Origin of the sequence: Actinotalea sp. JY-7876 (assembly GCF_014042015.1) — a bacterium.
GTDB lineage: Bacteria > Actinomycetota > Actinomycetes > Actinomycetales > Cellulomonadaceae > Actinotalea.
The window spans coordinates 2,170,831-2,193,770 of the sequence record NZ_CP059493.1; the positions used below are offsets into that span (position 1 = coordinate 2,170,831).

General features: G+C 74.5%; 20 protein-coding genes. 4 read left to right on the plus strand and 16 right to left on the minus strand.

The features are described from left to right. The first annotated feature begins 60 nt into the window (after positions 1-60). Positions 61-1,131, plus strand: coding sequence for a ribosome small subunit-dependent GTPase A (rsgA, locus tag H2O74_RS10180; protein ID WP_182111481.1), 1,071 nt, complete (start codon positions 61-63; stop codon positions 1,129-1,131). 68 nt (positions 1,132-1,199) lie between these two features. On the opposite strand, the gene leuA is transcribed toward rsgA, so the two are convergent. The 8 genes from leuA to H2O74_RS10220 all read right to left on the minus strand — a co-directional run bounded on the left by leuA (position 1,200) and on the right by H2O74_RS10220 (position 10,719). After that, a complete protein-coding gene (leuA, locus tag H2O74_RS10185; protein ID WP_255491897.1) occupies positions 1,200-2,906 on the minus strand; it encodes a 2-isopropylmalate synthase in 1,707 nt (568 codons plus the stop codon). Positions 2,907-3,172: 266 nt separating this feature from the next. After that, positions 3,173-4,834 carry a hypothetical protein gene (locus tag H2O74_RS10190; RefSeq protein WP_182111483.1) on the minus strand — a complete coding sequence of 554 codons (1,662 nt, stop codon included), beginning with the start codon at positions 4,832-4,834 and terminating at the stop codon, positions 3,173-3,175. A gap of 98 nt (positions 4,835-4,932) precedes the next feature. Next, entirely contained in the window at positions 4,933-6,423 is a 1,491-nt protein-coding gene (locus H2O74_RS10195; RefSeq protein WP_182111484.1) for a S9 family peptidase, read from the minus strand. A gap of 61 nt (positions 6,424-6,484) precedes the next feature. Then, on the minus strand, positions 6,485-7,429 hold the full coding sequence (era, locus tag H2O74_RS10200; RefSeq protein WP_182111485.1) for a GTPase Era: 945 nt from the start codon (positions 7,427-7,429) through the stop codon (positions 6,485-6,487). After that, complete coding sequence (locus H2O74_RS10205) at positions 7,426-8,715, minus strand: hemolysin family protein (RefSeq protein WP_182111486.1); 1,290 nt, start codon at positions 8,713-8,715, stop codon at positions 7,426-7,428. Before H2O74_RS10205 ends, era begins: the two co-directional genes overlap by 4 nt. Continuing rightward, complete coding sequence (gene ybeY / locus H2O74_RS10210; RefSeq protein ID WP_182111487.1) at positions 8,712-9,164, minus strand: rRNA maturation RNase YbeY; 453 nt, start codon at positions 9,162-9,164, stop codon at positions 8,712-8,714. Before ybeY ends, H2O74_RS10205 begins: the two co-directional genes overlap by 4 nt. Continuing rightward, positions 9,161-10,207 (minus strand): PhoH family protein, encoded by a 1,047-nt coding sequence (locus tag H2O74_RS10215; protein WP_182111488.1) that lies wholly within the window; start codon positions 10,205-10,207, stop codon positions 9,161-9,163. The genes ybeY and H2O74_RS10215 overlap by 4 nt, the downstream gene beginning before the upstream one ends. 137 nt (positions 10,208-10,344) lie before the next feature. Next, complete coding sequence (locus H2O74_RS10220; protein ID WP_182111489.1) at positions 10,345-10,719, minus strand: HIT domain-containing protein; 375 nt, start codon at positions 10,717-10,719, stop codon at positions 10,345-10,347. Between the two features lie 82 nt (positions 10,720-10,801). Here H2O74_RS10220 and H2O74_RS10225 point away from each other — a divergent pair, with 82 nt between their 5' ends. Further along, on the plus strand, positions 10,802-11,383 hold the full coding sequence (locus tag H2O74_RS10225) for a Gmad2 immunoglobulin-like domain-containing protein (protein ID WP_182111490.1): 582 nt from the start codon (positions 10,802-10,804) through the stop codon (positions 11,381-11,383). A 25-nt stretch (positions 11,384-11,408) separates the two neighbouring features. Here the strand turns inward: H2O74_RS10225 and H2O74_RS10230 are convergent, their stop codons facing one another. The 3 genes from H2O74_RS10230 to hrcA form a co-directional block, all read right to left on the minus strand. After that, positions 11,409-12,188 (minus strand): 16S rRNA (uracil(1498)-N(3))-methyltransferase, encoded by a 780-nt coding sequence (locus H2O74_RS10230; protein ID WP_182111491.1) that lies wholly within the window; start codon positions 12,186-12,188, stop codon positions 11,409-11,411. 12 nt (positions 12,189-12,200) lie between these two features. Then, positions 12,201-13,340, minus strand: a complete 1,140-nt coding sequence (gene dnaJ / locus H2O74_RS10235) for a molecular chaperone DnaJ (protein ID WP_182111492.1) — start codon at positions 13,338-13,340, stop codon at positions 12,201-12,203. Positions 13,341-13,435: 95 nt separating this feature from the next. Continuing rightward, positions 13,436-14,455 (minus strand): heat-inducible transcriptional repressor HrcA, encoded by a 1,020-nt coding sequence (gene hrcA / locus H2O74_RS10240; RefSeq protein ID WP_182111493.1) that lies wholly within the window; start codon positions 14,453-14,455, stop codon positions 13,436-13,438. A 128-nt stretch (positions 14,456-14,583) separates the two neighbouring features. Between hrcA and H2O74_RS10245 the strand changes: the two genes are divergently transcribed. Both H2O74_RS10245 and H2O74_RS16660 read left to right on the plus strand, forming a co-directional pair. After that, entirely contained in the window at positions 14,584-15,456 is an 873-nt protein-coding gene (locus H2O74_RS10245) for a DUF3097 domain-containing protein (RefSeq protein WP_182111494.1), read from the plus strand. 130 nt (positions 15,457-15,586) lie between these two features. Then, a complete protein-coding gene (locus H2O74_RS16660) occupies positions 15,587-16,213 on the plus strand; it encodes a DUF4870 domain-containing protein (RefSeq protein ID WP_182111495.1) in 627 nt (208 codons plus the stop codon). Between the two features lie 81 nt (positions 16,214-16,294). On the opposite strand, the gene hemW is transcribed toward H2O74_RS16660, so the two are convergent. From hemW to H2O74_RS10275, 5 genes are all read right to left on the minus strand, one after another. Beyond that, positions 16,295-17,560 carry a radical SAM family heme chaperone HemW gene (gene hemW / locus H2O74_RS10255; RefSeq protein WP_182111496.1) on the minus strand — a complete coding sequence of 422 codons (1,266 nt, stop codon included), beginning with the start codon at positions 17,558-17,560 and terminating at the stop codon, positions 16,295-16,297. A 19-nt stretch (positions 17,561-17,579) separates the two neighbouring features. Continuing rightward, positions 17,580-19,472, minus strand: coding sequence for a translation elongation factor 4 (gene lepA / locus H2O74_RS10260; RefSeq protein ID WP_182111497.1), 1,893 nt, complete (start codon positions 19,470-19,472; stop codon positions 17,580-17,582). 61 nt (positions 19,473-19,533) lie between these two features. After that, positions 19,534-20,370: a transglutaminase family protein gene (locus H2O74_RS10265; protein WP_182111498.1), complete on the minus strand. Its 837-nt coding sequence runs from the start codon at positions 20,368-20,370 to the stop codon at positions 19,534-19,536. Continuing rightward, positions 20,367-21,293: an alpha-E domain-containing protein gene (locus H2O74_RS10270; RefSeq protein WP_182111499.1), complete on the minus strand. Its 927-nt coding sequence runs from the start codon at positions 21,291-21,293 to the stop codon at positions 20,367-20,369. Before H2O74_RS10270 ends, H2O74_RS10265 begins: the two co-directional genes overlap by 4 nt. Then, a complete protein-coding gene (locus H2O74_RS10275) occupies positions 21,287-22,882 on the minus strand; it encodes a circularly permuted type 2 ATP-grasp protein (protein ID WP_182111500.1) in 1,596 nt (531 codons plus the stop codon). Before H2O74_RS10275 ends, H2O74_RS10270 begins: the two co-directional genes overlap by 7 nt. Positions 22,883-22,940 lie beyond the last annotated feature (58 nt).

Consider the following 22,940-nt stretch of genomic DNA (forward strand, 5'->3'; position numbering starts at 1 on the left):
GCCCGTACCTCCCGCACGACCGCGCCGCTGACCGGCGCGGCCCCTCGAAGGGTCACTCCGTTGTCCGCTGCTCCACCGCCCACCACCCCTGCCACGCCCGCCTCTCGTCCCGACGACGGGCCGGTCGCCCGCGTCGTCCGCCCGGACCGCGGCTCGTGCGACGTCCTCCTCCCCGCGCCCGACGCGAGCGTCGACGCGTCGCCCGTCCGGGCCGCGTGGTCACCCGCGCTCGCCCGCGCCGCCGCGGCCGACCCCACGGCCGTCCCGGCCGCCGGCGACCGCGTGCGGCTCGCACACGTCCCGCCCGACGGGTGGATCGTCGCCGCCGTCCTGCCGCGGCGGACCGCCGTCGTGCGCGCCCAGGTCGCCGCCGGCTCCTCGCACGCCCAGGTCCTCGCCGCGAACGCCGACGTCGCCGTCGTCGTGGAGGCGATGGCGCCCGACGTCGACCTCGCGCGCATCGAGCGCCTCCTCGCGCTCGCGTGGTCGTCCGGCGCCGAGCCGCTCGTCGTCCTGACCAAGGCCGACCTGGTCGCCCATCCCGACGCGCTCCTGGGCGAGGTCGTCGCGATCGCGCCCGGAGCCGACGTCGTCGCCGTCAGCGCGGTGGACGAGGTCGGGCTCGAGCCGCTGCGGGGCCGGCTCGCGGCGGGCGCGACGCTGGCGCTGCTGGGCGCGTCGGGCGTCGGGAAGTCGACCCTGCTCAACGCCCTGCTCGGCCGCGAAGCCATGCGCACGCGCGCGCTGCGAGGCGACGGCAAGGGCCGGCACACGACCGTGACGCGCGAGCTGCACATGGTCCCGGGGGGCGGCGCGGTGATCGACACCCCGGGCATCCGATCGGTCGGCCTCGCCGGGCAGGAGGCGCTGGCCGACGTCTTCGCGGAGATCGAGGCGCTCGCGGCCGGGTGCCGGTTCTCCGACTGCGCGCACGCGAGCGAGCCCGGCTGCGCCGTGGTCGCCGCGGTCGCGGACGGCGATCTGGCCCCCCGGCGCCTGCGGAGCTACCGCAAGCTCGTGCGCGAGGCCGCCTACCAGGCGGCGCGGGTCGACGCGCGCCTGCGCGCGGCCGCGGCCGGCGAGCTCAAGGCGCGCACCAAGGCGTACCGCCGCCACCCCCTGCGCCCCTGACCGGGCCCCGGCCGGGCCGGGACCCGGCCGGGCCGGGCCCCGGCCGGGCCGGGCCCCGGCCGGGTGCCTCAGCGGTGCGCGCGGTTGACGGCCGAGACGATCGCCTTGAGCGACGCCGTCGTGATGGACGGGTCGATGCCCACGCCCCACAGCACCTGGTCCCCCACGGCGCACTCGACGTAGGCGGCGGCGCGCGCGTCGCCGCCCGTCGAGAGCGCGTGCTCGGCGTAGTCGAGGACCTCGACCGGCTGCCCCAGGCTCGCGAGCGCGTCGACGAAGGCGTCGACCGGGCCGTTGCCCCGCCCCTCGACGGTGCGCTGCTCGCCCCCGACGACGAGGTCGACGGAGAGCAGGTCCGGGCCGGCCTCGGTGCTCACCGTCCGGCTGCCCCGCAGCGCGAAGCGGCCCCACGGCGCGAGGTCGCTCCCCGGCTCGACCGGCAGGTACTCGTCGGTGAAGATGCGCCACAGGTCCTCGGCCGTGACCTCGCGGCCCGAGGAGTCCGTGAACTGCTGCACGGCGCGCGAGAACTCGATCTGCAGGCGACGCGGCAGGTCCAGGTGGCGCTCCGTCTTCATGAGGTACGCCATGCCGCCCTTGCCGGACTGCGAGTTCACGCGGATGACCGCCTCGTACGAGCGGCCGACGTCCCGCGGGTCGATCGGCAGGTACGGCACCGCCCACACGAGGTCGTCGACCTCGACGCCCTCCGCGACCGCCCGGGCCGCCATGGCGTCGAAGCCCTTCTTGATGGCGTCCTGGTGCGAGCCGGAGAACGCCGTGAAGACCAGGTCACCGCCGTACGGGTGCCGCTCGTGGACGGGCAGCTGGTTGCAGTACTCCACCGTGCGCCGGATGCGGTCGATGTCGCTGAAGTCGAGCTCCGGGTCGACCCCCTGGCTCAGCAGGTTCATGCCGAGCGTCACCAGGCACACGTTGCCGGTGCGCTCGCCGTTGCCGAACAGGCAGCCCTCGATCCGGTCCGCGCCCGCCAGGTACCCCAGCTCGGCCGCCGCCACGCCCGTGCCGCGGTCGTTGTGCGGGTGCAGGGAGAGCACGACGTTCTCGCGCTGGTGCAGCCGGCGGCTCATCCACTCGATCGAGTCGGCGTACACGTTCGGCGTCGCCATCTCGACCGTCGCCGGCAGGTTGATGATCACCTTGCGCTCGGGAGTGGGGTCGAAGACGTCGATCACCGCGTTGCAGACCCGCAGGGCGTACTCGAGCTCCGTGCCGGTGTAGGACTCGGGGCTGTACTCGTAGTAGACCTCGGTGCCGGGGATCGTCTCCTCGTACTTCTTGCACAGGTGGGCGCCCGAGGTCGCGATGTCGAGGATGCCGTCCTGGTCGGAGCGGAACACCACCTCGCGCTGCAGCACGGACGTCGAGTTGTACAGGTGCACGATCGCCTGCTTGGCGCCCGCGATCGCCTCGTACGTGCGCTCGATGAGGTGCTCCCGGCACTGCGTGAGCACCTGGATCACGACGTCGTCGGGGATGCGGTCCTCGTCGATGAGCATCCGGACGAAGTCGAAGTCCGTCTGCGACGCCGACGGGAAGCCGACCTCGATCTCCTTGAAGCCCATCTCCACGAGCAGCTCGAACATGCGGAGCTTGCGCTCGGGGCTCATGGGCTCGATGAGCGCCTGGTTGCCGTCCCGCAGGTCCACCGCGCACCAGCGCGGCGCCTTCTCGGCTCGGCGGTCGGGCCACGTGCGGTCCGGGAGCTCGACCCGGATCTGCTCGTGGAAGGGCCGGTACTTGCCCACCCGCATCGGCGACGGCTGCTGCTTGTTGCGCTCCTGGTACGGCGCGTCCGGGGTGACGGGCGCGCGCTCGGCCGCGCCGGCGCGACCGGCGGAGGGCGTCGTCGTGCTGGGGCTGGTGCTGGGGTTCATCGCTGGTCCTCGGTGCTCGGGATCTTCGGGGAGCGACCGGCACACCGACCACCGCGGCGAGGGACCGGTCGGTCAGGCCCCGCCGCGGCGACGAAGAAGCAGCCGAGGCTGTGTCACGCGCACCCCGTCACTGTACCCCCGGCTCACGCGTCCGGCACGCACCACAGCTGGCCCTCGGGCCGGCCCCGGCCGGCGCAGTCGTCGCCGAAGTCGTTGTACTCGGTGCCGACGTCCGACTCCATGAAGAGGTCGTCGCACGCCTGGTTGTCGCCAGCCTCGCAGGCGTCCCAGAGCGCGTCGAGCTCGGGGTCGTCACCGTAGCTCTGAGGCTCGTCCGACGGCGCGCTGGACGAGTACTCGCAGAGGCCGCCGCGGTCCTCGGTCGTGCCGCCGCACGTGTCGGCGAACGCCTCGTACTCCGAGCCGATGGGCGAGGAGAAGTACAGGTCGTCGCAGGCGACGCCGTCACCCGCCTCGCAGGCGTCCCACAGGGCGTCCAGCTCCGGGTCGTCGCCATAGGCCTCGGGCTCGCCCTCGGGGTCGGGGTCCGGGTCGGACGAGCGACCGAACTCGGTGACGCAGCTCACGCCACCGTCGGTGCGGCCACCGCAGGTGTCACCGAACTCCTCGTACTCGGAGCCGAGGGGCGAGGAGAAGTACAGGTCGTCGCACGCCTCCCAGTCCTCGTCGGCGCACGCGTCGTACAGCCCGTCGAGCTCCGGGTCGGACCCGTAGGTCCCGTCGGGCTCGCTGAAGGACCCGAGCAGGCCGCGGATGACGAAGAACGCCGCGAGGCCGAGCACGATGAGCCCGCCGATCACGCCGAGGACGATGAAGAGCGTCTTGTTCGAGGACTTCTGGGGTGCTCCGGGCTGGTACTGGCCGCCCGCGTAGGCCGTGGCGGTCGGGCCGCCCGCCGGGGGGCCGCCGTACGCCCCGCCCGGGTAGGCGGTCGCGCTCGGACCCGACGGGCGCTGCTGGCCGGGCTGCCCGTAGGGCTGCTGGCCCGGGGCGCCGTAGGGCGGCTGGCCGTAGCCGGGCTGCTGCTGGCCGTAGGGCGGCTGCTGGCCCTGGCCGGGCTGCCGCTGGCCGTAGGGCGGCTGCTGGCCCTGGCCGGGCTGCTGGCCGTGGGGCGGCTGCTGCTGGCCCTGGCCGGGCTGACCGTACGGAGGCTGCTGGCCGTAGGGCGGCTGGCCGGCCGCCGGCTGACCGTAGGGCGAGGTGGGCTGCGCGCTGTACGGCTGCGAGGCGGGCGCGGAGTAGGGCGTCGGCGCGGGAGCGCTGTAGGGCGGTGCGGCGGGGCCCTGCGCGGACGCCGGCGTACCGCCGCCCTGGGAGGCGCCGGACTCCTGGGCGGCGCCCGACGAGGGGGTGCTCTCGCCCTGCGGCAGCGCGACGGTCGGGGTCTCGTCGGCGCGGCCCTCGGTGGGGAGCACGGCCGTCTCGGCCTCGCCGGCCGGCGTGACCTCGCCGGTGCTCTCACCGGCCGGCGACGACGCCGGCTGCTCCGTCGGCTGCTCGGTCGTCTGGCTCGCGGGCGCGCCGCGGCCGGGGACCTCGGTGATCGGACCGGACGGCGCGGCGGCGGCGGGCGCCCGCCCGGCCGTGCCACGGGCGGCGAGCGCGGCGTCGACGGCCGGGTCGCCGAGGGCCGAGAGCCACTCGAGCAGGCCGGGGTACGTGGCCGGGTTGGCCGCCACGGCGGGCCGCAGGTCAGGCCGCTGCGCCGCGATGTCGGCGAGCGTCTGCCCGGGCGTGGTCGGGTCCGCTGCCTGTGCGGCGGTGAATCCCTGTGCGTCGGTCATCGTCGTGAACCCCTCCGGTGTCCGGGGCCCGGCGAAGCCGCCCCGGGAGAACCGTAGCGGTCAACCGAGCGCCGCGGGCACCCGGATGGCCGACGTGATCATGTCGGTGGGAAGACGCCCCAGTAGGCGAGCATCAGCAGCAGCACGGCGGACCCGGCGACCCCCGTCGCCAGGGTCCACTCCCCCGTGACGGTCCGCGCGGCCGGCTCCGCGCCGGGGCGCCGCGCGTCCAGGACGCGGTACACCAGGACGACCCCGGCGACGACGGCGACCACCCCGAGCAGCCGCACCGCGAGCCAGCCGCCCTGCACGAGCACGGGGTTCGTGAGGTAGTTCTGGGCCAGGTGCGCGACGGACATGAGATAGGCCACCAGGGTCACGAGCGTGAGCGCCGCACCCGCCGCCATCGTGACGAGCGGGGCGAGGATCCCCCGCCCCAGCGCGCGCTGGCGACGTCCACGCAGCCGGCGGACCACCCACAGCACCGGGCCCACGAGGAGCGCCACGGCGCAGGCGCCGAGAGCCGCGACGACGAGGTCACCCTCGGCGAACCAGCGGGGGCGCTCGACGGGGTCGGCGCGGAAACGCTGGTACGGCTCCGCGCCCGCCACCCGGGGCTCCGCGTCGCCAGTCTCGGGCAGTCCCTGCACCCAGTCGACGAGGTCCCGGGCGAACTCGGGGACCAGCGTGGCGCCGATCTTGATGCCGTGGTTGGCGTCCTCGTAGTACCGCACGGTCCAGTCGGGGTTGGCCGCCATCGAGAGGTCCTCGACCAGCTCGAGCGCGCCCTGCACGGTGGGCATCGCGGCGTCCCCCGTCCCGTAGACGAGCAGCACGGGCTGACGCATGCGCTGCTGGAAGGGTCGCACCTCGAAGTTGCCGTACTCGAAGCCCCCGCCCGGGAACTCCATGCCGACCACGCGCGGGACGGCGCGGAGCACCTCCTCCGGCACGCCCGTGTTGCGCAGGTAGGAGTCGACCGCGAAGGCCGCCTGCTGGCGCGGCGGCACCACGGGGGCGGCGACGAGCACGACGAACGCCACCGACGGGTTGTCCGCCGCCATGACGGGCACGATCCAGCTGCCCTCGCTCTCGCCGTAGACCCCGACGCGGTCGCTGTCCACGCCCGGCAGACCGCGCAACAGCTCGACGCTGCGCAGGTAGTCGCTGGCCATCGCGTTGTAGTCGCGCGTGCGCGTCGTGTACGTGTCGAGCCGCTTGTTCGGCACCATCGCGACGATGCCCGCGCTCGCGAGGGCCTGCGCCTGCTGCGTGAACGCGACGTCGAACTTGCCCGTCCCCGCGCCGTGGACGAAGACCACGCCCGGGCGGTCGCCCTGCGCACCCACGGGCTCGCTGATCTGGGCCTCGACCACGGCGCCCGCGAGCTCGACGGTCACCACCGAGGTCGCGACCTCGTAGGTGCCGACCGCGTCCGCGCCCTCGACGCCCCCGATGGCGGTGTCGGCCGACTCGACCTCGATCGTCTCGGTGAGGGGAACGGGGTCCCAGTCCGGACCGGAGACGGTGCCGACGATGCCGAGCGCCACGACTGCCACGGCGCTCGAGAGCGCGATCCGGTATCGCACGCCGCGGAGTCTAGCCGCGCCGTCGGGCTGGACCGGACGGGCCGAGCCCGCGCCGCGCCCGTCAGAACCCGAGGCGGCGCAGCTGCTTGGGGTCCCGCTGCCAGTCCTTGGCGACCTTGACGTGCAGGTCCAGGTAGACCCGGGCCCCCAGGAGCGCCTCGATGCCGCGCCGGGCCGTCGAGCCCACGTCGCGCAGCCGGGCGCCGCCCTTGCCGATGATGATCGCCTTCTGGCTGTCGCGCTCGACGAAGAGCTCGACGCGCACGTCGAGCAGGGGCGGCCTGCCGTCCGAGCCGTCGCGCCCCTCCCGCGGCTGGATCTCGTCCACGACGACGGCGAGCGAGTGGGGCAGCTCGTCGCGCACGCCCTCGAGCGCCGCCTCCCGCACCAGCTCGGCGACCATGACGGCCTCCGGCTCGTCGGTGAGCTCACCGTCCGGGTAGAGCGCCGGTCCCGGCTCGAGGTGGCTCACGAGGACGTCGACGAGCGTGTCGACCTGGTACCCCTCGACGGCGCTGACGGGCACGACGTCGGCCCACTCCCCCAGGGCCGCCACCGCCATGAGGTGCTCGGCGAGCCGGCCCTTGGGCACGGTGTCCGCCTTGGTGGCCACGGCGACGACGGGGGTCGAGTGCGGTCCGGACGCGAGCTCGGTGAGCTGCTGGGCGATCCACCGGTCCCCCGGGCCCACACGCTGGTCCGCCGGCAGGCAGAAGACCACGACGTCGACCTCGCCGAGCGTGTTCTTGACCAGGTCGTTGAGCCGCTCGCCCAGCAGCGTGCGCGGGCGGTGCAGCCCCGGTGTGTCGACGAGGACCACCTGCGCGTCGGGGCGGTGGACGATGCCCCGGATCACGTGCCGGGTGGTCTGCGGCCGCCCGGAGGTGATCGCGACCTTCTGCCCCACGATCGCGTTGGTCAGCGTCGACTTGCCGGCGTTCGGCCGCCCGACGATGCAGACGAAGCCGGACCGGAAGGTGCCGTCGTCGGTGGTCGGGCGGGTCATCGTGGAGCTCCCTGCGTCGGTGGTGCGTCCGGCACCTCGTCCTGGCTGTCGAGGGGCGCGCGGCGCACCACGAGCGTAGCCACCTGCTTGCGGCGTCCCTCCACGCGGTCCGCGCTCAGCTCGAGCCCGCCGACGACGGCGCTCGACCCTGCCAGGGGCACCTTGCCCAGTGCCTTCGCGAGCAGGCCGCCCGCGCTGTCGACGTCGTCGTCCTCGAGCTCGAGGTCGAACAGCTCGCCCAGCTCGTCGACGGGCAGGCGGGAGGGCACGCGGTACGCGCCGTCGCCCAGGTCCTCGACGTCGACGGGCGAGCGGTCGTGCTCGTCGGTGAGCTCGCCCACGATCTCCTCGAGGGCGTCCTCGATCGTCACGAGGCCGGCGATGCCGCCGAACTCGTCGACGACCATGGCCATGTGGAAGGCGCCGCGCTGCATCTCGCGCAGCAGGTCGTCCACCGGCTTGGACTCGGGCACGAAGACCGGCGGCCGCAGCAGCCCGTCGACGGGCTCCTCGTCGGAGCCCTCGTGCAGGTGGCGGTGCCGCACGACGTCCTTGAGGTAGAGGACGCCGAGCACGTCGTCGACCGACTCGCCCACGACCGGCACGCGCGAGTAGCCCGAGCGCAGGAACAGCGACATGGCCTTGCGCAGCGGCGTCCCGCTCGGCAGCGTGATCATGTCCGTGCGGGGCACCATCACGGCGCGCGTGATGGTGTCGCCGAGCTCGAGGACGGAGCGGAACATCTCCCGCTCCTCGTCCTGCATGTGCTCCGACTCGCTGACCCGGTCGACCATGTCGCGCAGCTCGTCGTCCGTGAGCTCGTGCTGCTCGGAGATGCCCGCGCCCGCCGACCCGAGCGGCGTCGTGAGCACGCGCGCGCCGACGAGCCAGCCCGCCGTCAGGCGCAGCGTCCCCACCGGGTGGCGGCGCCCGAGCGTCCGCGGGACGTGCCGCACCACGACCACCGCGACGGCGGCGACGACGACGGCGGCGAGCGCCAGGACCTGCCACCACCGCAGACCGGTCGCGGCCAGGCCGAGGGTCGCCGCCACGGCGGCCAGGGCCTCGCAGAGCACCCGCACGAACGCGGCCGCCGACGCCGTGCTGTGCTGGTCGTCGGCGACGCGCTGCAGGCGTCGACCGACCGGCGCGTCCGACGCCGCGAGCTCGGCCAGCGCCGTGCGGCTCACGCGCAGCAGCGCGGTCTCGCCGGCGGACAGCATCACCGCGGGCAGCACGAGGAGGGCGGCGACGACCAGCAGCGCCCCCGCAGGAGCACCGCTCATCGCGTGGCGAGGAAGGTCAGGAGGAGCTGGCGCTGGAGCGCGAACATCTCCTTCTCCTCCTCCGGCTCGGCGTGGTCGTAGCCGAGCAGGTGCAGGATGCCGTGCGTCGTCAGGAGCAGCAGCTCCTCCGTCGTGGAGTGCCCCGCGTCGCGCGCCTGGCGCGCGGCGACCTCCGGGCACAGGACGACGTCGCCCAGCAACCCGGGCGGCGACGGCTCGCCGTCCTGGCCCGGGCGCAGCTCGTCCATCGGGAACGACAGGACGTCGGTGGGTCCGGGCTCGTCCATCCACTGCACGTGGAGCTCGGACATGACCTCCGTGCCGACCAGCATGATCGACAGGTCCGTCTGGGGGTGCACGTGCATCGCGTCGAGCACGTGACGCCCGAGCGCCGCGAACTCCGCCTCGTCGACGGGGACGCCGGACTCGTTGTTGACCTCGATGCTCACCGGCGCCCGCTCCTGCCGTCGGCCCGGTGGTCGTGCGCGGGCGCACGGTCCGCGTCCCACGCCGCGTAGGCGTCGATGATCGAGCCGACGAGCCGGTGCCGGACGACGTCCTCCGAGGTCAGCCGGCAGAACTCGACATCGTCGACGCCGCTGAGGATGTCCTCCACGACGCGCAGGCCGGACGTCGTCCCGCCCGGCAGGTCGACCTGGGTGACGTCCCCGGTCACGACCATCTTGGCGCCGAACCCGAGGCGCGTGAGGAACATCTTCATCTGCTCGGTGGAGGTGTTCTGGGCCTCGTCGAGGATGATGAACGCGTCGTTGAGCGTGCGGCCGCGCATGTAGGCGAGCGGCGCGACCTCGACCGTGCCGGCCTCCATGAGCCGCGGGATCGAGTCCGGGTCCACCATGTCGTGGAGCGCGTCGTACAGGGGCCGCAGGTAGGGGTCGATCTTCTCGCTGAGCGAGCCGGGCAGGAAGCCGAGCCGCTCCCCGGCCTCGACCGCCGGGCGCGTCAGGACGATGCGGTTGACCTGCTTGGCCTGCAGGGCCTGGACGGCCTTGGCCATCGCGAGGTAGGTCTTCCCGGTGCCCGCCGGGCCGATCCCGAACGTGATGGTGTGGCGGTCGATCGCGTCGACGTAGGCCTTCTGACCGACCGTCTTGGGCCGGATGGTGCGGCCACGGTTGGACAGGACGTTCTGCGTGAGCACCTCGGCGGGCCGGGCGGCCGTCGCGGCCGTGAGCATGCGCACGGAGCGCGCGACGACGTCGCCGCTGAGCTCGGTCCCGCTCGCGGCCACCTCGAGCAGCTCGTCCAGCAGGCGCGAGACCAGGGCGACGTCACCCGGGGGGCCCTGGAGCGTGATCTGGTCGCCGCGCGCGTGGATCCGCACGCCCGGGAACCCGGCCTCCACCGCACGCAGGACCTCGTCCCCCGTTCCCAGGAGGGCTACCGCCGGAAGGTGGGACGGCACGACGATGCGGTGCTCGACGTCGCCGCCGCCTGCGCCGTGCAGGCGTCGCGCAGATGTGTCTGACATGGGTCGGCCGGGGGCCGCGTCTCCTCGGGAGGTCGTCGTGTCGCGTGGTCGTGCGACGTGGTCGGGCGAAGGCTGCGCGCCGGGTGACGGCGCTCACCCATCGTACCGGCGCACCCACCCGGACGGCGGCCGGACGATCAGCCCGGGGACCACCCGAGCTGCGTCCCGCCGAGCACGTGGCCGTGCACGTGGTACACCGACTGGCCGGCGTGCGGGCCGGTGTTGAAGACGAGGCGGAACTGCCCGCCCGCCTCGGCCTCGGCCACCTCCTCGGCGAGGCGCACCACCGCCGCGAGCAGCTCCGGTGACGCCGCCGCGAGGCGCACGACGTCGGGGTGGTGCTCGCGCGGGACGACCAGCACGTGCACGGGGGCCTGCGGGTCCAGGTCGCGGAACGCCACGGCGTGCTCGTCGGAGGCGACGACGGTGGCCGGGACCTCCCCCGCGACGATGCGGCAGAACAGGCAGTCGTCGGCGCGACCGGGCGCCGGGGTGCTGGGTGAGCGCGACATGCCGACAGGCTAGCCGCGGCGCCTGGCGCGCGCTGGCGGCGGCGCCTGCCACCATGGCACCCACCCGACGGACGGAGCCCACGTGACCCGCTCGACCGCATCGCCCGCCGCGTCTGGAGTCGCGGTACGACGCACGACGGCGCTCCGGCGCACCGCGCTGGCCCTCGCCGTGACCGGCCTGGTCACCGGCGCCGCGGCGGCCTGCCAGACCGGCACCGAGGAGCCCGCCACGAGCGGCTCACCGAGCGCGTCCCCGACCGCCTCGTCGTCGGCGACCCCCTCACCGAGCGCGTCCGCGACCACCTCTCCGGCGGCGACGAGCGCCCCCACCGAGGAGCCGGCGGCGGCACCCGCTGTCAACGGCCCGAACTCGATCACGGCACCGCTCGCCGGCCAGCAGGTCACCTCGCCCGTGACGGCGACCGGCGAGGGCACCGCGTACGAGGCGACGTTGAGCTACCGGGTCGTGGCCGCGGGCACCGAGGACGTCGTCGTCGAGGGCTGGACCGAGGCCGGGGCCAACGGCGAGATCGGGCCGTGGAGCATCGAGCTGGACCTCGACCCGGGCACGTGGACGCTCCAGGTCTGGGAGGCGTCGATGTCCGAGACCGAGGGCGCGGGCGCGTCCGACAACCGCGTCGAGGTGACGTTCACCGTCGGCTAGCGGACGGTGACCGCAGGCTCGCGGGTCAGCCCCACCGGCCCGTGCGTGCGGCGAGGAGGGCGAGGGCGACCGGCCCCGCCGTCGACGTCCGGAGCACGTGCGGCCCGAGCCGCACCGCGGTCGCGCCGGCGGCCTCGAGGCGCTCGACCTCCTCGGCCGAGATGCCGCCCTCCGGGCCGACGACGACGAGCACCTCCGCCCCGGCGGCACCGCCCGGACCGCCGTCGGGCAGCGGCACCTCGGTGAGCGGGACGCTCGCCTCCTCGTGCAGGACGAGCGCGACGCCGCCCGCCGCGACGACGGCGGCGGCGCGTGCAGCGAGCCCCGCGGTGTCCACGGGCTCGGCGACGGCCGGCACGTGCGCCCGGCGGGACTGCTTGGTCGCCTCGCGCACCGTGGCGCGCCACTTCGCGCGGCTCTTCGCGGCGCGCTCGCCGCGCCACACCACGATCGAGCGGGCGGCCTGCCAGGGGACGACCTCGTCCACGCCGACCTCGGTCGCCGCCTCGATCGCGAGCTCGTCGCGGTCGCCCTTGGCGAGCGCCTGCACCAGGACGAGGCGGGGCGAGGCCTGCGGCTCCACGACGACGTCGACCACCGTGAGCGTGAGGCGACCCGGCTCGACCGCGGCGATCTCGCACCGCAGCCGCACGCCGGCGCCGTCGGCGACGTCGACACGCTCGCCCGCGCGGCGACGTTGCACGACCCCGGCGTGCCGCGCCTCGCCGCCCTGCAGGACGTACGCGCCGCCCGGTGCGGCACCGGACAGCTGCCCCGGCTCCGCGAGGAAGACCGGGGCGCTCACCGGACGCTCACGTCAGCGGCCCGCGAGCTTGTCGCGCAGCTTGGAGAAGACGCCGGGGTGGGCGGGGGCGACGCGGGACGCCGGACGGGCCTCGCCGCGCAGCTCCGCCAGCCGGCGCAGGAGCTCGGCCTGCTCGTCGTCCAGCGTCGTGGGCACCTGCACGTCGACGTGGACGTTGAGGTCGCCGCGGCCTCCCACGTGCAGGTGGCCGATCCCCAGGCCCCGCTCGACGACGACGTCGCCCGGCTGCGTGCCCGGCCGGATGTCGATCTCGCGGGGGCCGTCGAGCGTCTCGAGCTCGACCACCGTCCCGAGCGCCGCGGCCGTCATCGGGATCTCGAGCGTGCAGTGCAGGTCGTCGCCGCGGCGCACGAACGTCTCGTGGTTGCGCTCGCGCACCTCGAGGTAGACGTCGCCGGGCGGGCCGCCCGCGGGGCCGACCTCGCCCTGACCCGTGAGCTTGATGCGGGTGCCGGTGTCCACCCCGGCCGGCACGTCCACCGACAGGGTGCGGCGGCTGCGGACGCGCCCCTCGCCCGAGCACTCCGGGCACGGCTCGGGGATGACCGTGCCGAAGCCGTGGCAGGCCGCGCACGGGCTCGAGGTCATGACCTGGCCGAGGAAGGAGCGGGCGACCCGCTGCACGACGCCACGGCCACCGCAGACGTCGCAGGTGCGGGGCGAGGTGCCGGGGCGGCAGCACGAGCCCTGGCAGGTGCCGCACAGGACCGCGGTGTCGACGGGCACCTCGCGGTGGACGCCGAAGGCGGCCTCGGCGAGGTCGATGTCGAGGCGGACCAGCGCGTCCTGCCCGCGCCGGGCGCGCGGCACCGGACCGCGCTGCGCCGACGCGCCCTGGGCGGCACCGAAGAACGTCTCGAAGATGTCCTGGAAGCCGAAGCCGGCGCCGAAGTTCGCGCCGCCGCCGCCGCCGGGAGCGGTCGGGTCCACGCCGCGGTCGTACATCTGGCGCTTCTCGGGGTTGGAGAGCACCTCGTAGGCGCGCGAGACGTCCTTGAAGCGGTCCTCCGCACCCTCACCGGTCGCGACGTCCGGGTGCAGCTCACGCGCCAGCCGGCGGTACGCCTTCTTGATCTCGTCCTGCGTCGCGTCGCGGCTGACGCCGAGGACCTCGTAGTAGTTGCTGCTCACGTGTCACTCTCTGGACCGGGGGGTCCGGTGTCGGGCGGCGGTCGGACGGGTCTGGGGCGGCCGCGGCCGGTCGGGCCGAGGCGGTGCGCCGGGGCTCAGGGGGCGAGGATCCGGGACAGGTACCGCGCGACGGCCCGGACCGCGGCGATCGTGCCCGCGTAGTCCATGCGCGTGGGTCCCAGCGAGCCGATGCGCGCGACCGGATCGCCGTCCGCACCGTACCCCGCGGCGACGATGGAGGTCTCCGCCAGTCCGGCGTGCTGGTTCTCGCTGCCGATCCGCACCGACACGGGCGCGGCGTCCTCGGCCATGTCGGTGAGCAGGCGCAGCAGCACCACCTGCTCCTCCAGCGCCTCGAGCACGGGCCGGATGGTGTGCGGGAAGTCCGTGCCGCTGCGCGCGAGGTTCGCCGCGCCCGCCATGACGATGCGCTCCTCCGTCGCCTCGGCCAGGGTGTCCTCGACGACCTTGATCACGCGGAGCACGATCGGCCGGTCGGCGACGGCGAACGCCTGGGTCATGCGGTCGAGCGGCTCCGCGAGGTCCACGAGCCGGCGGCCCGCCACCGTGGCGTTGAGCCGCGCGCGCAGCTCGGTGACGACGCGCTCCGCGACCGGTTCGCCGAGGTCCAGCACGCGCTGCTCGACGCGCCCGTTGTCCGTGATGATCACGACGAGGAGCCGGTCGTGGCCCACCGGGACGAGCTCGAGGTGCCGCAGCGCCGAGCGCCGCAGCGAGGGGTACTGCACGACGGCGACCTGCTGGGTCAGCTGCGCGAGCAGGCGCACGGAGCGGTCCACGACGTCGTCGAGGTCCACCGCCTCCTCGAGCAGCGTCTGGATCGCGCGGCGCTCCGCGGCCGACAGCGGCTTGACGGTCGAGAGCCGGTCGACGAAGAGGCGGTAGCCCTTGTCCGTCGGCACCCGGCCCGCCGAGGTGTGGGGCTGCGCGATGTACCCGGCGTCCTCGAGGGCGGCCATGTCGTTGCGGATCGTGGCCGGCGACACGCCGAGGTTGTGCCGCTCGACGAGCACGCGGGAGCCGACCGGCTCCTGGGTCTCGACGTAGTCCTCGACGATGGCGCGCAGCACGTCGAGCCTGCGGTCCTCGCTCATGACACCTCCTCTCCCACAGCACGCCCGGCACGGCCGGGCGTCGTCGCATGTGGCACTCTCAGGGTCCGAGTGCCAATCCTACCCGCGCGCGGCGCCCACCGTCGCGAGCCACGAGCCGACGGAGGACCATGGACCGCTACGGACGCGACGTCCTCGCCGGACCGACCCCCGGCCAGGGGCCGACCAGCCCCCACCACCGGCGCAAGCCCTCGTCGCGGCCGCTCGCCGCCGACGTCGGGCTCGTGGTCGAGGAGGTCACGACCGGCTGGGTCGGCGCCGTCGTGCGCGTCGAGAAGTCCGGCGGGATGCACGTCGTCGTCCTGGAGGACCGCGCAGGTCGCACCCGCACCTTCCCGCTCGGCCCCGGCTTCTGGGTCGACGGCGAGCCGGTCGAGCTCACGCCCCCCGTCACCGCCCCCGCCCCGCAGCGCCCGACGCGCACGGCGTCCGGGTCCGTCGCCGTGCACGGCGCCCGCGCCCGCGTGGCGCGCGGCGGCCGCATCTGGGTCGAGGGCAAGCACGACGCGGAGCTCGTCGAGAAGGTGTGGGGCGACGACCTGCGCCTCGAGGGCGTCGTCGTCGAGCTCCTCGACGGCGTCGACGACCTCGCCGCCGCCGTGCGGGAGTTCGCGCCCGGGCCCGGGCGCCGCCTCGGCGTGCTCGTCGACCACCTCGTGGCCGGCAGCAAGGAGTCGCGCATCGCGGCGGACGCCATGCGCGCCGCGGCTCCCGGCACGCTGCTCGTGCTCGGCCACCCGTACGTCGACGTCTGGCAGGCCGTCCGCCCCGGGCGCCTCGGGCTCGACGCCTGGCCCGTCATCGACCGTGGCACGGAGTGGAAGCGCGGCATCCTGCGCACGCTCGGCTGGCCGGCCGACGACCAGGCCGACGTCGCGCGTGGGTGGCAGCGCATCCTGCGCAGCGTCCGCGACTACCGGGACCTCGAGCCCAGCCTCCTCGGCCGCATGGAGGAGCTGATCGACTTCGTCACCGCACCCTGAGGCGGCGCCTTCGCTAGTGTTCGGTGCACCGAGCCGGTGCACCGCCGCTCGGCCCCGGCGGCACCGCCGACCGGGACCACGAGGCCGGCAGCTGCGGTCAGCCCGACACGACGAAGCTGGTGAGAGCGACATGACGACGAATCCCTCCGACGAGCCCCAGTTCCCCGGTACGCCCGGTGCCGCGGGCACGCCCGGCGGCCCGCCCGCGGGCGCCACGCCCCCGCCCGCCTACGGCACCCAGCCCGGCGGCTACCAGCAGCCCGGGTACCAGCAGCCCGGTGGCCCCCAGCAGGCGCCCGGCTACCAGCAGCCGGGCTACCAGCAGCAGCAGCAGCCGGGTGGCTACCAGCAGCAGCCCGGTGGGTACCAGCAGCCCGGCGGCTACGCGCCCTACCCGGGCACGGGCTACCCGCCGCCCGGGCAGGTCCCGCTGTCCGACGCCGAGCAGCGCCAGTGGGCGATGTTCGCCCACCTCGGCGGCATCATCCTCGGCTTCATCGCGCCCCTCGTCATCTGGCTGATGTACAAGGACCGGGGCCGCTTCGTGGAGGAGCAGTCCAAGGAGGCGCTCAACTTCCAGATCACGCTGACGATCGCCGCCGTCGCGTTCGCCGTCATCACCGCGATCACGTTCGGGATCGGCTCGATCCTGTACGTCGCGTTCATCGTCGCCCTGGTCTTCATGATCATGGCCGGCGTCGCCGCGAACAAGGGCGAGGCGTACCGCTACCCGGTGAACATCCGCTTCATCAAGTGATCGGCCGCTGAGCAGACGGTCGCCCGCTGACCGACGGGGTCGGTGCCCACGGGCACCGACCCCGTCGTCGTCCCGGGACGCTCAGCCCGTGAGGTCGCGGACGACCGTGTCGGCCAGGAGCCGCCCCCGGCGCGTGAGGACCGCGCTGCCCGCGCCCGCGGCCCGCGCGTCGAGCAGCCCGTCGGCGACCAGGCCCGCCACCGCCGCTCGGCCCGCGGGGCCGACGTCGGCGAGCGGCAGGCCGCCGCGGAGCCGGACGCCGAGCATGACGCGCTCGAGCCGGACCTCCTGCGGTGCGAGCTCCTCGCGGCCCGCCGCGGGCGTCAACCCCGCGCCGAGCCGGTCCGCATAGGCGCGCGGGTGCTTGACGTTCCACCAGCGCAGCGCCCGGCCGTCGCGGCCCTCGCCGAGGTGGGAGTGCGCGCCGGGTCCGAAGCCCCACCAGTCGTCGCCGCGCCAGTAGCCGACGTTGTGGCGGCACGCGGCGCCGGGCTCGCGGGCCCAGTTGCTGATCTCGTACCACCGCAGGCCGGCGGCGCCGAGCACGTCGTCGGCCAGCTCGTACTTCGCGGCCTGGTCGTCGAGGTCGGGCGCCGGGATGAGCCCGCGCCGCACCTGGACGGCCATCCGCGTGCCCTGCTCGACCGTGAGCGCGTACGCGGACACGTGGTCGACGTCGCACGCGACCACGGCGTCCAGCGAGCGCCGCCAGTCGGCGAGGCTCTCCCCCGGCGTGCCGTAGATGAGGTCGAGCGAGACGGCGAGGCCGGCCTCGCGCGCCCACGCGACGGCCTGCGGCACCCGGTCGGGGTCGTGCGTCCGCTCGAGGGTCGCGAGCACGTGCGGCACGGCCGACTGCATGCCGAACGAGACGCGCGTGAACCCGCCCGCGGCGAGCTCCGCGAGCGAGTCGGGGGTGACGGAGTCCGGGTTCGCCTCGGTCGTGACCTCGGCGCCGGCCGCGAGCCCCCAGGTGCCCCGCAGCCGGTCCACCATCGCCACCAGGTCGCCGGCCGGCAGCACGGTCGGCGTGCCCCCGCCGAGGAAGACGGTCGCCACCTCGCGCGGCGTCCGCCCGACGGCGTCCAGGGTGCGGGCGGCGAGGTCGACCTCGCGCGCGACCGTCTCGGCGTAGCGCTCATGGCCCGCGCTGCGCCCACCGGCCTCCGCGAGCAGCTCCGCCGCCGTGTAGGTGTTGAAGTCGCAGTAGCCGCACCGCACGGTGCAGAACGGCACGTGGAGGTAGACGCCGAACCCGCGCGGGCCAGCGCCGGTCGAGGGCCGGAGCCAGTCGGGGAAGGTCCCGTCCGGCGGTGGTGCGGCCCCCTCGGGAAGCGCGGGGCTCACGAGCCGACCCGCCGGGGGGTCACTTGCGTGCCTTCTCCTTGGCATCCTTGCCGCCGGACTCCGTCGAGAGCGCGGCGATGAAGGCCTCCTGCGGCACCTCGACCCGACCGATCGTCTTCATGCGCTTCTTGCCCTCCTTCTGCTTCTCGAGGAGCTTGCGCTTGCGGCTGATGTCGCCGCCGTAGCACTTGGCCAGGACGTCCTTGCGGATCGCGCGCACGGTCTCGCGCGCGATGACGCGCGAGCCGACGGCGGCCTGGATCGGCACCTCGAACTGCTGGCGCGGGATGAGCTCACGGAGCTTGCCCACCATCATCACGCCGTAGGCGTAGGCCTTGTCCTTGTGCACGATCGCGCTGAACGCGTCGACCTGCTCGCCCTGCAGCAGGATGTCCACCTTGACCAGGGCGGCCGCCTGCTCGCCCGAGGGCTCGTAGTCGAGCGACGCGTAGCCGCGGGTCCGGGACTTCAGCTGGTCGAAGAAGTCGAAGACGATCTCGGCGAGCGGGAGCGTGTACCGCATCTCCACCCGGTCCTCGGAGAGGTAGTCCATGCCGCCGAGCTCGCCGCGGCGGGTCTGGCACAGCTCCATCACGGCGCCGATGAACTCGCTCGGGCACAGGATCGTGGCCTTGACCATCGGCTCGCGGACCTCGCCGATCTTGCCGCCCGGGAACTCGCTCGGGTTGGTCACGCGGATGACCGAGCGGTCCTCCATGGTGACCTCGTACACGACGTTCGGCGCCGTGGAGATGAGGTCGAGGTCGAACTCGCGCTCGAGCCGCTCGCGGATGATCTCCAGGTGCAGCAGCCCCAGGAAGCCGACGCGGAAGCCGAAGCCGAGGGCGACCGAGGTCTCGGGCTCGTAGACGAGGGCGGCGTCGTTGAGCTTGAGCCGGTCGAGGGCGTCGCGCAGCACCGGGTAGTCCGTGCCGTCGATCGGGTACAGGCCGGAGAACACCATGGGGCGGGGGTCGTCGTAGCCGCCCAGCGACTCGGCGGCGGGCTTGCCGGCGTTGGTGACCGTGTCCCCGACCTTGGACTGGCGGACGTCCTTGACGCCGGTGATGAGGTAGCCCACCTCACCCACGCCCAGGCCCTGCGTCGGGATCCCCTCCGGGGAGATGACGCCGATCTCGAGCAGCTCGTGCTGCGCGCGCGTCGACATCATGACGATGCGCTCGCGCGGGCTGAGGTGGCCGTCGACGACGCGGACGTAGGTGATCACGCCGCGGTAGGTGTCGTAGACCGAGTCGAAGATCATGGCGCGCGCGGGGGCGTCGGCGTCCCCGCGGGGTGCGGGCACGGTGCGGACGATGCGGTCGAGCAGCACCTCCACGCCCTCGCCCGTCTTCCCGGACACGCGCAGCACGTCCTCGGGCTCCCCGCCGACCAGCTTGGCGATCTCCTCGGCGTACTTCTCGGGCTGCGCCGCCGGCAGGTCGATCTTGTTCAGGACGGGGATGATCGCGAGGTCGTTCTCCATCGCGAGGTAGAGGTTCGCGAGCGTCTGCGCCTCGATGCCCTGGGCGGCGTCGACCAGGAGGACGGCGCCCTCGCACGCGGCGAGCGAGCGCGAGACCTCGTACGTGAAGTCGACGTGGCCCGGCGTGTCGATCATGTTGAGCGCGTAGGGGACGAGGACGCCGTCCTCCCCCGCCATCGCCCACGGCATGCGCACCGCCTGCGACTTGATCGTGATGCCGCGCTCGCGCTCGATGTCCATCCGGTCGAGGTACTGCGCGCGCATCGCGCGCTGGTCGACGACGCCCGTGAGCTGGAGCATGCGGTCGGCCAGCGTCGACTTGCCGTGGTCGATGTGGGCGATGATGCAGAAGTTGCGCAGCAGCTCGGGCGGCGTGGCGGCCGGCTGGATGCGGCTGCTCAGCGAGGCGCTCGGGATCGGTGACACGCCACCATGGTCCCATGACCGGCCCCGTCCCCCGGCACGGCGGCCGGGCCGCGCGGCGCCCTCATGCCTCGCGCGTGATCTGCACGGTGACCTCGTGCGCCCGCGTCCCCCCGCCCGCGTACGTCCCCCGCACGGGGGCGACGTCCTGGTACTCGCGGCCACGACCGATGACGACGTGGTGCTCGCCGACGTCGGTCCCGTTCGTCGGGTCGAAGGCGACCCAGTCGCCGGCCCACCACTCGACCCACGCGTGGGACTCGCCCACGACGGAGAGCCCGACGTCCCCGCCGCGCAGCGGGTGCAGGTAGCCGGACACGTAGCGCGCCGGCACGCCGGCGCTGCGCAGGGCCGCCACCGTCAGGTGCGCGAGGTCCTGGCACACGCCCTTGCGCTGCTCCCACGCGTCGGCGGCGGTCGAGTGCACCGCGGTGACGCCCGGCACGTACTCCACGAGCTCGTGCAGCCGCAGCGCCACGGCGCGCGCCGTGGCGTCCGGACCCAGCTCGGCGGCGAGCTCCGCCGCCGTGGCGGCGACGTCGTCGGGCGCGCGCGTGGTGGCCGACGGCGCCAGGAACTCACCGAGCTCGGCCACCGTGGCGGGGTCGCGCACCTGCTCCCACGTCGCGTCGGCGACGACGGTGCGATCGCCGACGTCCACGCGCGTGACCGACTCCAGCACGAGCTCGCGGTGCGGCACGCCGCTCTCGAAGGCGGCGACCGCCGTCCCCCAGTAGTCGCGGTAGTCGTGGCGCCAGGTCTGCGGCTCCACCGCCAGCCGGCTCTCCAGGACGGTCTGGCCCCGCTCGGACAGCGGCGTCATGCGCGCCTCGTTGTACGAGGCCGTCACCGGACCGTCGTAGACGAACCGCGTCGTGTGCACCACGTGCAGCCGGCTCACAGCATGCTCCCCACCCACGTGGTCACCGCGCCGGACGGGAAGTAGCGGGCGCGGATCGCGTCGCTCGCCGCCGCGCACGCCCGCTGCACCAGCGCCATCTGGTGCGGCAGGTGCGCCAGCACCTCGCCGAGCTCGGCGTACTCCAGTCCGGTCCGGGCGTGCCCGAGGCTGCGCCGGGCCGCGATCGAGTACAGGTCCTGCCCGGGCGGCTCCAGCGCATCGAGGCAGCTCTGGGCCTGGGTGAGCGCGTACACGACCGAGCGCGGGAACAGCGGGTCGGTCAGCAGGAACTCCGCGGCGCTCCGGTCCGTGGCGACCCCGCGGAAGCGCCGCAGGTACGCCTCGTGCGCGCCGCACGAGCGCAGCAGCGTCGGCCAGTCCGGCCCGGACGCGCCGGTGAGCGCCCGCGCCGCCAGCAGGCGCGCGGTCATGTCCGCGCGCTCGATCGACCGCCCGAGCACGAGGAACTGCCAGGTGTCGTCGCGGGAGAGCGACTGGTCCACGATGCCGCTGACGACGGCCGCCCGCTCGCGGACCCAGGCCAGGAAGTCGTGCGGCCGGCCGGACCGCGTCCGCACCGGGAGCTGCGTCCAGGTCGCGTTGAGCGCCTCCCACAGCTCCGTCGAGATGACCTCGCGGCCCCGCCGCGCGTTCTCCCGCGCCGCGACCAGGGCGCCGGCGATCGAGGCCGGCGCGGCGGCGTCGTACGCGAGCACCTCGAGCACGACCCGACGCCCCGCCGGCACCCCCGGCTCCGGCTCGCGGTCCATCACGGCGAGCAGCGAGCGGCAGGCCAGGTCCTCCTCCGCCCACGGGTCCTCCAGCAGCGCGTGCAGGTGGACGTCGAGGAGGCGGGCCGTGTCCTCCGCGCGCTCGACGTAGCGGCCGATCCAGAACAGCGACTCCGCGATGCGGCTCAGCACCCGGCACCACCCGTCCCGGCCGGCGCCGGTGCCCACCGGGCCTGCTGCTGCTGCTGCACCTGCACCTGCACCTCCTGGTCGGCCGGGCTGCTGTCGATCGGGACGCCCTGCGGCAGCGGGGCGGGAGCGGACCGGGCCGCGGCCGGCAGCGGCCGGCGCGGCGCCCCGAGCACCCAGGTGTCCTTCGAGCCCCCGCCCCGCGAGCTGTTGACGACGAGCTCGCCCTCCGGGAGCGCGACGCGGGTGAGCCCGCCGGGCAGCACCCACACCTGGTCGCCGTCGTTCACGGCGAAGGGCCGCAGGTCCACGTGCCGGGGGCGGAAGCGGTCGTCGACGAGGGTCGGGACCGTCGAGAGCTGGACGACGGGCTGGGCGATCCAGCCGCGCGGGTCGGCGCGCAGCGTGCGGCGCAGCGCGTCGAGCTGGGCCCGGTCGGCGCGGGGACCGATGACCAGGCCCTTGCCACCCGACCCGTCGACCGGCTTGACGACCAGCTCGTCGAGGCGGTCGAGGACCTCGGCGAGCGCGTCCGGCTCCTCGAGCCGCCACGTCTCGACGTTGGGCAGGATCGCGTCCTCGCCCAGGTAGTAGCGGATGAGGTCGGGCAGGTAGGTGTAGACGAGCTTGTCGTCCGCGACCCCGTTGCCCACGGCGTTGGCGATGGTGACGGTCCCCGCCCGGGCGCACGCGAGCAGACCGGGGCTGCCCAGCAGGGAGTCCGCGCGGAACACGACCGGGTCGAGGTACTCGTCGTCGACCCGCCGGTACACCACGTCGACGCGGCGCCGGCCGTGCGTGGTCCGCATCCACACCCGCCCACCCGCGCAGAACAGGTCGCGTCCCTCGACGAGCTCGACGCCCATCGTCCGCGCGAGCAGCGAGTGCTCGAAGTAGGCGCTGTTGTGCACGCCGGGCGTCAGCACGACGACGGTCGGCTCGTCGACGCCGGACGGCGCGGCGGCCGTCAGGGCCGCGAGCAGGCGGCGCGAGTAGTCCTGGACCGGACGGATCCGGAGCGCGGCGAAGAGCTCGGGGAAGCTCTGCGCCATCGCCCGCCGGTTCGAGAGCACGTAGCTGACGCCGCTCGGCACACGGACGTTGTCCTCCAGCACCCGGAAGGCGCCCTGCTCGTCGCGGACGAGGTCGATCCCCGAGACGTGCACCCGGACCCCGTTCGCGGGACGGATCCCGTGCGCCGCCCGGTGGAAGTGGGTCGACGTGGTCAGGAGCCGGCGCGGCACGACGCCGTCCGCGACCGCCCGCTGCTCCCCGTAGACGTCGTCGAGGAACGCCTCGAGCGCGCGGACGCGCTGCGCGACGCCGGGCGCGACCGTCTCCCACTCCGCGGCGGTCAGGACGCGCGGCGCGACGTCGACGGGGAAGGGGCGCTCCTCCCCCGCGAGCGCGAAGGTCACGCCCTGCGTGAGGTAGGCGCGTGCCATGAGCTCGGCGCGCGAGCGGAGCTCGCCCGCGGGCATCGCCACGAGCGCCTCGTGCACCCGCTCGTAGGCGGCGCGGACGGACCCGTCGCGGTCGAACACCTCGTCCCACGCTGCCCCGGCGGGGTAACCCTCGAACAGGTCGGCCATAGTCGGACGTTAGGTGGCAGACGTCACATCGAGGTTTCCGGCGGCTTTCCGGCATGGT